The organism is Candidatus Eisenbacteria bacterium (genome assembly GCA_016930695.1).
GTDB lineage: Bacteria > Orphanbacterota > Orphanbacteria > Orphanbacterales > Orphanbacteraceae > JAFGGD01.
Genome location: JAFGGD010000030.1, coordinates 136,365 through 148,190, shown reverse-complemented (window position 1 = coordinate 148,190; position 11,826 = coordinate 136,365). Strand labels below are relative to the sequence as shown.

Annotated in this window: 12 protein-coding genes; all 12 read right to left on the bottom strand. The window is 67.6% G+C overall.

Annotation, left to right across the window (positions count from 1 at the left end; genetic code table 11):
• Positions 1-16: 16 nt before the first annotated feature.
• The 12 genes from JW958_06150 to JW958_06095 all read right to left on the bottom strand — a co-directional run bounded on the left by JW958_06150 (position 17) and on the right by JW958_06095 (position 11,811).
• The gene (locus JW958_06150; GenBank protein MBN1825830.1) at positions 17-562 is read right to left on the bottom strand and encodes an NADP oxidoreductase; all 546 of its coding nucleotides are present in this window, start codon (positions 560-562) and stop codon (positions 17-19) included.
• A 5-nt stretch (positions 563-567) separates the two neighbouring features.
• Positions 568-1,281, bottom strand: a complete 714-nt coding sequence (locus JW958_06145; GenBank protein ID MBN1825829.1) for a (2Fe-2S)-binding protein — start codon at positions 1,279-1,281, stop codon at positions 568-570.
• A 9-nt stretch (positions 1,282-1,290) separates the two neighbouring features.
• Positions 1,291-3,105 carry an NAD(P)H-dependent oxidoreductase subunit E gene (locus JW958_06140; GenBank protein MBN1825828.1) on the bottom strand — a complete coding sequence of 605 codons (1,815 nt, stop codon included), beginning with the start codon at positions 3,103-3,105 and terminating at the stop codon, positions 1,291-1,293.
• A gap of 215 nt (positions 3,106-3,320) precedes the next feature.
• On the bottom strand, positions 3,321-3,977 hold the full coding sequence (gene hypB / locus JW958_06135; GenBank protein MBN1825827.1) for a hydrogenase nickel incorporation protein HypB: 657 nt from the start codon (positions 3,975-3,977) through the stop codon (positions 3,321-3,323).
• Positions 3,937-4,344 (bottom strand): hydrogenase maturation nickel metallochaperone HypA, encoded by a 408-nt coding sequence (locus JW958_06130; GenBank protein MBN1825826.1) that lies wholly within the window; start codon positions 4,342-4,344, stop codon positions 3,937-3,939. The genes hypB and JW958_06130 overlap by 41 nt, the downstream gene beginning before the upstream one ends.
• Positions 4,345-4,444: 100 nt before the next feature.
• A complete protein-coding gene (gene hypE / locus JW958_06125; GenBank protein ID MBN1825825.1) occupies positions 4,445-5,458 on the bottom strand; it encodes a hydrogenase expression/formation protein HypE in 1,014 nt (337 codons plus the stop codon).
• Positions 5,455-6,549, bottom strand: coding sequence for a hydrogenase formation protein HypD (hypD, locus tag JW958_06120; protein ID MBN1825824.1), 1,095 nt, complete (start codon positions 6,547-6,549; stop codon positions 5,455-5,457). The genes hypE and hypD overlap by 4 nt, the downstream gene beginning before the upstream one ends.
• A complete protein-coding gene (locus JW958_06115; GenBank protein ID MBN1825823.1) occupies positions 6,549-6,827 on the bottom strand; it encodes a HypC/HybG/HupF family hydrogenase formation chaperone in 279 nt (92 codons plus the stop codon). The genes hypD and JW958_06115 overlap by 1 nt, the downstream gene beginning before the upstream one ends.
• 11 nt (positions 6,828-6,838) lie before the next feature.
• Complete coding sequence (hypF, locus tag JW958_06110) at positions 6,839-9,166, bottom strand: carbamoyltransferase HypF (protein ID MBN1825822.1); 2,328 nt, start codon at positions 9,164-9,166, stop codon at positions 6,839-6,841.
• Between the two features lie 125 nt (positions 9,167-9,291).
• Positions 9,292-10,317: a diguanylate cyclase gene (locus tag JW958_06105; GenBank protein MBN1825821.1), complete on the bottom strand. Its 1,026-nt coding sequence runs from the start codon at positions 10,315-10,317 to the stop codon at positions 9,292-9,294.
• A gap of 43 nt (positions 10,318-10,360) precedes the next feature.
• Complete coding sequence (locus JW958_06100) at positions 10,361-10,786, bottom strand: EamA family transporter (protein MBN1825820.1); 426 nt, start codon at positions 10,784-10,786, stop codon at positions 10,361-10,363.
• The gene (locus JW958_06095) at positions 10,783-11,811 is read right to left on the bottom strand and encodes an MBL fold metallo-hydrolase (GenBank protein MBN1825819.1); all 1,029 of its coding nucleotides are present in this window, start codon (positions 11,809-11,811) and stop codon (positions 10,783-10,785) included. Before JW958_06095 ends, JW958_06100 begins: the two co-directional genes overlap by 4 nt.
• Between the last annotated feature and the right edge of the window lie 15 nt (positions 11,812-11,826).

Sequence of the window (11,826 nt, the reverse complement as noted above, 5' to 3'; positions counted from 1 at the left end):
CACTCTCCATCCGACGCTAGTCGTACTTGATTAGCTCGTAGGGTAGATCGAGCTGTTTGTTGTTCAGGAGGGCCACCAGGGCCTCCCAGATCGTGTCCGCAGGCGGAGGGCACCCCGGTAGGTGATAATCGATCTTCACGACCTCGTGGGCCGGATAGACCTTGTTCAGGAGCAGCGGGATCTCCACGTCGTTGGGGATCTTGCCGCTGGGGTTGTGGACCGTCGGGCCGTTCAGGTACGCCTCCTCGAGACACTCCTTGAGCGGGATCATGTTGCGCATGGCGGGGATGCCGCCGTTGATCGCGCAATCCCCCACGCTGATGAGGATCTTGCAGTGCTTCCGGAAATCCTGGAGCACCCGCACGTTCTCCTCGTTGGCGCATCCGCCCTCGATGAGGCCGATGTCCACGGGTCCGGTGAATTCCTTGATGTCGTCGATGGGCGACTTATCGAAATCGACCAGCTCGACGAGCTTCAGGATTCGATCGTCGATGTCCAGGATGGACATGTGGCAGCCGAAGCAACCACAGAGGGAAGTCGTCGCTACTTTCGGTTTCGCCATGGTCTCTATCCCTTCTTCGCGCCCTTTTCGATGTTCGAACCGATCGGCTCATGGTCGTAGAGCCGCTGGCCGACCGGGACCTTGTACCCGACCCGCTTGATGATGATCGCGCCGACGGGGCAGACATCCACCGCTTTGTCGGTCAATGCGATTTTGGTGTCCCGAAGGGTCGCTTCCGCGTTGACGGCGACCCGCTTCTCGGCGCCGCGGCCGACGAACTCGAAGACCGTCTTGCCGTCCACGTCGCGGGAGGCGCGCACGCACCGGCCGCAGAGGATGCAGCGGTTCCGGTCGATGAAAATATCCGGATGGGAGGCGTCGAGCTCCCTCTGGGGATACAGGTAGGGGTACTTCGGCGCGGTGATCCCGAATCGATAGGCCAACGCCTGCAACTCGCAGTTGCCGCTCTTCTCGCAGAACATGCAGAAATGGTTCCCCTCGACGAAGAGCATGTCGATCAGGTTGCGCCGGATGTTCCGAATCTGGTCCGATTCGTTTTCGACGATCATGCCGTCCGCCACGGATTGGGTGCAGGCGGCCTGGGGCCGGCCGTTCACCATCACCGTGCAGACCCGGCAGCTCCCGTGGGCGGAGAGATCGTCGTGGGCGCAGAGACGGGGGATGTAAATCCCCGCGGCGTCCGCCGCCTGGAGAATCGTCTGTCCCCGCTTGGCGGTGATCTCCTTGCCGTCGATGGTCAGGGTGATCGTATCGCTCATGACTATCCCCTATTCCGTGAAGTGAACGGACGCTCGACCGGTGATCGTCTTGGAGTCGCTGAGCGCGGCCTGAATGTCGAAGGAGGGCTGCTTGCCGTCCACCGCCTCCTTCAGGCGACCCGTGTAGGCGTCCCGGAAGTTCGCCAGCGTGGTGAGGACCGGGTTGGCCGAGGTCTGGCCGAGCCCGCAGCGGCTCGCCGCCTTGATCGTCTCACCGAGATCCCGCAGGTATTCCAGGTCGGAGGGCTCTCCCTTACCGGCCAGGATCTTCTCCATTCGCTCCTTGAGGAGCACGTTGCCGACCCGGCAGGGGGTGCAGTAGCCGCAGCTCTCCTCGATGAAGAAGTCGAGAAACTTGGTGGCCACATCGAGGATGTCCCGCTGGGGACCGAAGACCATCACCGCGCCGCCGGTGGCGACGTCGTCGTAGCAAATGGTCCGGCCGAAGCCGTCGGGGGAGACCATGGTGCCGCTGGCGCCGCCGATCTGCGCGGCCGAGGCGTCCTCGGCGCCGCACAGTTTCAGCATTTCCTTGATTCCGATGCCGAAGGGAACCTCGTACACGCCGGGCCGGCGCACGTCGCCGGAGATGCTGAGCAGCTTCGTCCCCGGGCTTCCCTTGGATCCCATGTTGGCGAACCAGCCCGGACCCTTCTCGAGGATGCGGGCGACGCAGCAAAGGGTCTCCACGTTGTTCACCACCGTGGGTTGGGCCATGTATCCCTTCTGCGCCGGGAAGGGCGGGCGGTTCTTCGGGTCGCCGCGCAGCCCCTCGAGACTGCTGATCAGCGCCGTCTCCTCACCGCACACATAGGCGCCGGCGCCCATCTGAATACGGATATCGAAGTCGAAGCCCTTGCCCAGAATGTTCTTGCCGAGGAGCTTCTTGTCCCGCATCTCGCTCAGCTTGCTCTCGAGGAACGGGCGGAGATAGGCGTACTCGCCGCGCAGATAGATGATCCCCGTGTCCGAGCCGATGGCGTATCCGGCGATGGCGATCCCCTCGATCAGAAGCTCCGGCTTCTCCGTGAGGATCACGCGGTCCTTGAAGGTGCCCGGCTCTCCCTCGTCGGCGTTGCAGAGGACGTAGCGTTTGTCGCCGGGGGCGTTCCGGGTGAACTCCCACTTCAGACCCGTCGGGAAGCCGGCGCCTCCCCGGCCGCGGAGACGGGAGGTCTTCATGTCGCGGATCACTTCCTGGGGGCTCATGGCGAGGGCTTTCTCCAGCGCCGAGCCGGGGGCCATGTCGGCGAAGATGACCTCGCCCTTCTGGCGGATGTTGTTGTCCACCATCGCCCGCACCAGGTCGTGGGCGTTGTTGCCGTCGCCGAATTCCTTCACCAGTTTGGCCGGGTTCGGATCCGCCTTCAGCTGTTTCGCCATGGCGCGCGCCTTGTCTCCGGTGAGGTCGGTGACGACCGTGTCGTTCACCAGCGCCGCCGGCGCCTGGTCGCACATGCCGATGCAGGGGGTCCACTCGAGCGAGATCGTGCCGTCCGGCGTGGTCCCGCCGAAATCGATCCCGAGCTCTTTCCGGAAGGCGTCGCCCACCTCCCCGCTCCCCTTCATTTCATCGATGATGTCGTCACAGAGCCGAATGACTACTTTCCCTTTCGGCTTGTTCGACAGAAAGGAGTAGAAAGACACGACGCTCTCCACTTCCACGCGATGCCCCGAGACCGCCGAGGCGATCGCGTTCATCGCCTCCCCGTCCACGCACCCGAACTCCGCCTGTACGTCCCGGACGATGTCCATCATGCGTGAACGGTCGTTTCCGTAGGTCTCGCAGATTGCTCGGACCGCTCCCTTGTGATTGGTACTCATGCTTGAACCCTCGATCTCTCTTCGAGTCAGCAACGATTCCGCGCCCCGGGCGCGGTCGGATCCTTTGACGGTTCCGAAACCAACAACGTATTGGCCGCTCGCATTTTATCGACAAGGTCCCGTAATGGCAACGCCGGCCGGGACCGGTTTACAACTTGAGACGAGATCTCAACTTCGCCCCGAATCCCCCCTTCTCGGTCGCCGCCGCCGGCGGGTCAGGCGATCTTCCCGGCGCGCTTCTCCCGGAGCCAGCCGAGCCACGCCTCGAAGCCCTCTCCGGTCGCGGCGGAGAGGGGAAAGAGCGGCGCCCGCGTGTTGATCCGGGAGAGGTCGTCCCGAATCGTCCCGTCGTCGAAACCGAGCATGGGGGCGAGATCGGTCTTGTTGAGCACGATCGCGTCGGCCGGCTGGAAGAGGGTCGGATACTTGGCGACCTTGTCCGGACCCTCCGGGGTGGAGAGCATCGCCACCCGCACGTGCTCCCCCAGGTCGAAACCGGCGGGACAGACCATGTTCCCCACATTCTCGATGAAAAGGAAGCCGAGCCCGGAAAGATCGAGCCCCTCCAGCGCCTGCGCGATCTGGGTCGCCTGCAAATGGCAGCCCCCCTCGGTGTTGATCTGCACCGTCCGCTCGGCGACGGCGCCGAGGCGCTCCGCGTCCCGCGTGGTCTGCAGGTCCCCTACGATCACCGCCGAACGATGGTCCGGCAGAAGCGCCGGGATGGTTCTCTCCAGAAGGGCCGTCTTTCCGCTCCCCGGCGCGCTCGTGATGTTCACCGCCAGCACGCCCGCGCGGCTCAGGCGCTCCCGGTTCGCCATGGCGACGGCGTCATTCGCTTTCAGTACGCTTTTGACGACTTGAATTTTCATCGGACGGGTCTCCGTTCTCTTCCTCTTCGTCGCCGGTCACCGACCGGAGAATGATGTCGTTTCCCTCGCGGATCTCCACGTCCGCGACGCCGCAACTGTCGCAGAGATAATCGTCCACCGCCGGCGCGAACACGTGGCCGCAGGCGCGGCAGACCGCCAGGGCGGGAACCGTTTCCAGCACCAGGCGCGCCCCCTCGGCCGGGGTTCCTTCGGCGGCGCAGGCGAAAGCGATGTCGAGCGCCTCGGGAACGACTCCTCGGAGCGCCCCGGCGGCGACGACCACTTCCTCATAGCGGCGGATGCGATGCTCCACCGCCAGGCGCTCCAGCCCGGCGATCAGTTCCACCGCGATCGACATTTCGTGCATCGGTGCCGCTCCTCATTCCGGAGGAGGCTCTCCCCCACCGGAAGCGCCGATTGTACCATTACCGGGTTCGGAGGTACAAAGACGAGGGGGGGAAACCGGATCAGCAGATCCGTGGAAGGTCTTCCCCGTAGGGGCGTTGCACCAACCGCCTTCCGCCGCCTCGAGTAAGCAGCTCCACAAGGGGTGGTTCGCTCTCGGTCACACGCCCGATCACCGCGGCACGCCGTCCGAGGGGGTGCGACCGGAGCGCCTCCAAGGCGCGCGGCGCGTCGGCGCCGGCGACGACGGCGACCACCTTTCCCTCGTTCGCGATGGTGAGGGGATCGAGGCCGAGGAGGTCGGCGGTATGAAGCACGGCCGCGGTGATCGGGATCGCCTCCTCTTCCACCTCCAGGGCGAAGCCGGTCTCTTCGGCCAGGTCGGCGAGCACTCCCGCCAGGCCGCTTCGGGTCGGGTCGCGGAGGAAGCGGACATCGGCGCCGCTCCCGAGGAGGCGGTCGACCAAACCGTAGAGGGGGGCCGCGTCGCTTCGGATGTCCGTGTCGAATGCGAGGTTCTCACGGACGGAGAGGACCGCGAGACCGTGTTCGGCGATCCGGCCGCTGATCAGCAACGCGTCCCCGGGCTCGACGCGCGCCGCGCCGAGCCGCGCGTCCTCCCTCAGGGTTCCGACGCCGGCGGTGTTGATCAGCATCCCGTCGTCGCCCCGCCTCTCGATCACCTTGGTGTCTCCCGTGACGATCGGCACACCCGCCTCTTCCGCCGCCGCCGCGACGCCGTCGACGATCCGGTCGAGCAGGTCGAAGGGGAGCCCCTCCTCGAGAATGAGCCCCAGGCTGAGCGCCAGCGGGCGGGCGCCCATCACCGCCAGGTCGTTCACCGTGCCGCACACGGCGAGACGGCCGATGTCGCCGCCGGGAAACTCGAGGGGACGGACCACGTAGCTGTCGGTGGTGAAACAGATGGGACCGTCCGGCGGGTGGAGCACCGCGCCGTCGGTGAGCGGATCGAGAATCGGGTTCCCCAGCTTGGAGACGATCCGCTCCTCGAGGAGGAGTCGGGTCGCCTCGCCTCCGCCGCCGTGGGCCATGACGATCCTTCCCGCTCCGCTCATCGGTTTCCCCCTCCTTCGGCGCGCGCCGGTCCGTATTTGTACCAGGCGGCGCAGGTCCCCTCCATGCTCACCATGCAGGGACCGACCGGCTCCCGAGGCGTGCACTTTTTCCTGAAGAGCGCGCACTCGGTCGGGAGCGCCTTCCCCTGGATCACCTCTCCGCAGAGGCAGCCGTGGGGGGTCACCTCCGATCCGAAGGAGAGACCGAAGCGGTCCATCGCGTCGTAGCGCCGGTAGGCGGGGCGCAGATCGAGACCGCTTTCGGGAATTCGACCCATGGCGCGCCAGACCGCGTCCGAGGGCTCGAAGACGCGCTCCGTCAGCTCCCGCGCCGCCCGGTTCCCTTCCACCGTTACCGCGGCGCCGTAGGTGTTCTCCACCCGAGCCTCGTAGCGGACCGCCTGGCGGACGAGGAGGAGAATCGCCCGGAGCATCCCTTCCAATTCGAAGCCGGCGACGACGCAGGGCTTCCGGTAATGCGAAGCGATCGGCTCGTAAGCGCCGGCGCCGATGACGACGCTGACGTGGCCCGGGCAGAGAAACCCGTCGATGGGGACCTCGCCGGCGGAGAGGAGCGTGTGCATCGCCGGGATGATTCTCTTGTGACCGCCGAGGATGTAGAAATTCTTTAGCCCTTCATTTTCCGCCTCGAGAACGGTCGCCGCGGTGGCGGGCGTGGTGGTCTCGAAGCCGACGGCGAGAAAGACCGCATGGCGTTCCGGGTTCCGGCGCGCATAGGCGAGGGCGTCCCGTGCGGAGTAGACCACCGCCACTTTCGCCCCCTCGGCGCGGAGCGCTTCCAAGCTGCCGCGTCTCCCGGGGACGCGGACCATGTCGCCGTAGGTGCAGACCGTGGTGTCCGGGCGGAGAGCGAGTTCTCCGGCGAGGTCGATGTAGGCCTGGGATGTGACGCAGACCGGGCAGCCGGGACCGCTGACCAGACGGACCGTCTCGGGGAGGAGGCTCTTCGCGCCCGTGCGGAAGAGGCTCACCGTGTGGGTGCCGCACACCTCCATCAGGTTCATCCGGTCGGAGCCGGACGCGAGCGCGGCGATTTCGTCGACGATCCCGCGGATCCCCTCTTTGTCCATCACGGTTCCCGGGTATCGTTGGCGGGCTCTTCGGGCGCCGGATCATCGCCCAGGGCGATCCGGAGTGACGCGTAGGTTTCCAGCGCCTCCTCCTCGTCCAACACGGTGAGGGCGAATCCGGCGTGAACCAGAACCCAATCCCCCTCGGCGGCGTCCGGCGTCATCGCAAGGGACGCCTCCACGCGGCTCCCCTGGAAGTCGATCGTCGCGATCCGGCCGATCGCCGACTCGGCGCCTTCCCGCACGGCAAGAATGCGGCCCGGTACGGCCAAACACATGATTGCATCTCCTAAACGGCCGCGGCGGCGACCCAAGCCTGCCCAAGGGAGATTCCGCCGTCTCCGGGCGGAACCTCTTGATGGATATACACCTTCCGACCCGTTTCCCGCAACCGTTCCCTGAGGCGGAGGAGAAGAAAACGGTTGGCGAAGCAGCCGCCCGTGAGACCGATCCGGTCGAGGCGGCGCTCCTCGGCGACGCGCAGGGCGGCCTCGGCGAGGGCCGCGGCGATCGTCTCGTGAAAGGCGGCGGCCGCCTCCGCCGCGGAACGGCCGCCACGCGCCCCGTCCAACAGGGCGTCGATCAGCGGGGCGGGGTCGATGATCCACTTCCCCCCCTCCCCTCGGGCGACCAGAAAGGGGAGCGGCTCCACGGGGCGCGGCTCACCGGCGAGCGCCTCCAACGCCATGGGCGCCTCCGCCTCGAAGCGGTTCCGGTCCGCCGCGCCGACGAGGAAGGCGGCCGCGTCGAAAAGACGGCCGAGGCTCGAGGTGCGAACGATCCGGTCGCCCCCGTCGCGGAGGCGGGCTTCGACGAGGCGGAGCGCCTCGGGATCGATGCGTCCCCCCGCCGCTTCTTCGAGCAGCGGACGCCAGGTTTCGCCGGCGGTCTCCCGGAGGAGCCCCGCGGCGGGTCGCCAGGTCTCCCGCGCTCCCGCGTCCCCGCCGGGAAGCGGGAAGGGACGGAGGTGGCCGACCCTCTCGTAGCGGGCTCCTTCGGCGATCAGGATCTCGCACCCCCAGATCGTGCCGTCGTCGCCGTAACCGGTGCCGTCGCAGGCGATCCCGAGCAGCGGCCCTTCCAAGGCGTGCTCCGCGGCGAGCGACGCGACGTGGGCGTGGTGGTGCTGGACGGCGATCAGGGGGATGCCGAGACTCCGGGCGTGGCGTGAGGCGGCGTATTCCGGATGGGGGTCATAGGCGACGATCTCCGGCTCGACGCGGAGGAGATCGCGGAGCCGACCCATGGCGGCGAGAAAATTGCGGAACGCCGCCGGATTGTCCAGATCGCCCAGGTGCTCGCTGAGCACCGCCTCCTCACCGCGGAGCAGGCAGATCGTCGATTTCATCTCCGCCCCGAGCGCGAGCACGGCGCGCTTCGCGGCCGGCCGGATCCGGATCGGCGACGGCGCGTAACCCCGCGCGCGCCGGATCGGGACGACCATTCCCTCGGGACGGTCCGGCGCGTCGGCCGCGAGGACGACCGAGTCATCGACGGGTCGCTCGATGTCGCGATCATTCAGGAGAAAAGCGTCCGCGATTCCCCCGAGCCGGTCGAGCGCTTCGTCGTTCCCGGAGGAGAGCGGTTCGGCGCTCGGGTTTCCGCTGGTCATGACGAGCGGCGGGAGCGCCTCCGCGAAGAGGAGCGCGTGGAGAGGGGTGTAGGGGAGCATCACGCCGAGGGCGGCGTTCCCCGGCGCGACCTCTTCCGCGGTCGTCGATTCGGGGGTGCGCGGGGCGAGCACGATCGGGCGCGCGGCGGAGAGGAGCGCGCGCTCCGCGGCCGGCCCGAGACGAACCTGGAGGCGCGCCTCGTCCGGAGAGCCGACCATCACGGCGAGCGGTTTCGCTTCCCGCGCCTTGCGCCTCCGGAGACGGAGGACCGCCTCGCCGTCGTCGGCGCGGCACGCGAGATGGAAGCCGCCGATCCCCTTGATCGCGACGATCCGCCCCTCCTTCAGCCAGCGCGCCGCCTCGCGGACCGGGTCCCTCTCGAGAGGATTCCCCGCGGCGTCGGTCATCCACACCCGGGGCCCGCAGACCGGGCAGGCGTTCGGCTGGGCGTGGAAACGGCGATCTCCGGGGTCGTCGTACTCGCGCCGGCACTCGGCGCACATCGGGAAGACCCGCATGGTCGTGTTGGGACGGTCGTAGGGGACGGCGCGGATGATGGAGTAGCGGGGTCCGCAGTTGGTGCAGTTGGTGAACGGGTAGCGGTAGCGCCTGTCTCCGGGATCGAAGAGTTCGCGGAGGCAGTCGTCGCAGGTCGCGGCGTCCGGCGTGATCTCCGCCTCCCGCCTGCCCGCCTCGTCGCTCGGGAGTATGCGGAAGCCCGTCTCCCCCTTCGGCGGAATCGCGAGGCGCTCCACCGAGGCGATCCGAACGAGGGGAGGCGCTTCACTCATCAAACGATTCAGAAAGCGTTCCCGCGCATCCGCCGCGCCCTCGATCTCGACGAAGGCGCCGGCGTTGTCGTTTCCCGCGTGCCCGGCGAGACCGCATTCGACGGCGAGGCGATACACCCAAGGACGGAACCCCACCCCCTGCACGCGCCCGCGCACGGCGAGGCGGAGGCGTCCGGCTTCTCCCGGGCGGTCTTCGCGATCGGCGGCGGTCATTCTCTCCTCCCGGTTCCGCGTGGCGTGCGATCCACACGGTAGAAAGGTAACAACGGGGGGGGGCTTTGTCATGGGGATCGCCGGCGGCGAGCGGGCCGCGCCGCCTTTCCGGAGCGCCCGGGAGGTCAGCTATCCACGACGGCCCGGTTCTTCCCCGCCTGTTTCGCGCGGTACAGGTTCTCGTCGGCCCGGCGGATCAGGGCCGGAAGATCGATCCCCACGTTTCCGTCGAGCACTCTCACGGCGCCGCCGATGCTCACCGTGACGCGGCGGCAGGCGGGAAGGGACTCCTCGATCCGCGCGCGCAGCTTCTCCGCGAGAGCGGCGATCGCGCCGGGGTCGGTCTCGGGGAGGAAAACGACGAATTCCTCGCCGCCGTAGCGCGCCACGACGTCGGAGGCGCGCAGATTCTCCAGGATTATCGTCGCCATTCCCTGCAGCACCGCGTCCCCCACGGCGTGCCCGCACTCGTCGTTGATCTCCTTGAAGTCGTCGATGTCGATCATGAGGACGCCGACAGGCGACCGGTTCCGCGCCGCCAGATAGGCGAGCTGCGTGCTGAGCGACGAGAAAGCGCGCCGGTTGAAGAGACCGGTCAAAGGGTCACGGGTCGCCAGGGAGAGAAGCTGCCGGTTCCGCTTCCAGAGGCTCGAAAGCGTTTCGGCGAGGAGCCTCCCCTCCGCGCTCCCGCCGGCGTGGCGGACGAGCATCTTCACGAACCCGTTGATGTGGTCTTCGTACAATTCGATCGGACCGGGCTCGCCCGTTACGGGGCGGAGCGTTTGGAAGAGCGCCTGGAATGCGGGATGAAGCATGAGGAACTCGAGACGGTAGGCGGTAAGAAAGGCCGCGCCCGTGTCCCTCGTCGCGCGGAAGCGCTCCAGGAGTTCCTCCGCTTCCGGAAGAATCCGCTCGATTTCCCGGCGCGTCGACTCCGGATCGTCGAAGATCGGGGGAAGCTCCCATTGCTCCGCCGCACTCCAAAGCCTGCGCCAATATAAGGCGTGACCCTCCTCGTCGGCGGCCATGCCGAGCCAGAATCGGACCAAGTCGGCGTCGGCGGTGAGCGAGGCGATCTCCTCGTACGCCCGCTTGGCCGCCAGTTCCACCTGCAGGCAGCCGCCGATGATCCGGATCATCGAATCGTCCATATCGACCTCCGGTCTCTCCGGACCGCGCGCGGTCCGGAGCCGTTCAACCGACGGTCAGGAGCGCGATCCCTCCGACGGTCATGAGGGCGCCCACCGCTCCCTTGAGGGTCACCGTCTCGCCTCCCAGGACTACGCCGAGGAGGGCGCCGAAGAGGGGCGAGGTGAAGGCGATCGGCATGACACGGCCGAGCGGGGCTCCCTTGATGGCGGCGTAAAAAGCGAGCATCCCTCCCGCTCCCGCCACCACGCCGCCGCCGATCACCATGTAGGCGAGGGCGCGCGGTCCCGCGGCGGGGATCGTTTTCCAGTGCGGGGCGCTGACGACGCCTAGAATCACCAGCGCCACGGCTGTTCGGATCGTGATCCCCATCTGCGGGGAGAGGTTTCCCAGGTGGAGGCCCTTCTTCTCGAAGTAACCGCCGATCCCCCAGGCCGCGGCGGTGATGAGCGCGAACAGTTGCGGTTTCATGCATCTCCTCTCCCGGCGTTTCCGGCTTCGGGCTCGATGGTCCGGGGCGCCGGCGCGCCGGCCGGTCCGCCTTCGCCCTCGCCATCCTCTTTTCCCGCCTCCCAGTCCCGCCAGCGATGAAACGGGGCGGTGTTCGCCTCCCCTCGGGCGTACGCCTCGTGCCAACCCTCCGGCACGGGCATTTCCCGGTAGAGCTCGGCCCTCCACGCCTCGAGGAAGCGCAGCGGCCGTCCCATGAACTCGGCGGCGGTGACGATCCGCCCCTCGGCGCGGGTGGCGAGAACCGCCAGCCAGCGCACCCCCTCGGGGGATCGGAGCAGGTGGTGGTCCAGCACCAACACGCCCGCCGCGCCGGCGAGGAGAATGGCGTTGTCCCAGGCTCTCGAGGAGAGGCCCGGATCGGTTCCGGACCGGTAGAGAGGTGGCCCGGAGGCGAGGACCACGTCCGGTTTCCACTCGAGGATCTTCTCCACCGTGTTCCGGTCCAGGAGTTGCACGTCCGAGGCGTGCACGAAAACGAACCCGTCCTCCTCGACGCGGGTCATCATGACCGAACCGAGACGGTCCGCGTTCCGGCCGTGCGGGACCGGGCCGGAGAATCGGATCGGACCGACGCGCATGTCGGGCGCGGCGTTCAGATCCATGCCGCAGGCGGCGCGGAGCGCCTCGTGTCTCGCCTGCATGCGTCCGGAGGGATCGTCCGCCTCCGGTCCCCAAACGGCGCATCGCCGGAGCATCGGGGCGACGCGGTCCAAGGAAAGCTGATAGGGGTTCGCGTCGGCGAGAGGGATGTGATCGCCGTGGTAATGGCTGAAGACGACATCCGTGGCGAGGGGGAACTCGGCGAGGATCTTCTTCCGGGTCGCGGCGCCGACGGCGATCTGGAAGGGGTGTGGGGGAAGAGAATGCCGCACCCGGCCGAGGGCGATTCCCGGGTCGATCAAGATTCTCCGGTCCCGGGTCTCCACGACGGTGCAGAGCCCCCGGGTCCCCATCGATTCGGTGGAGAGGATGCGGATTTCCATCCCGCCGTTCTCCCG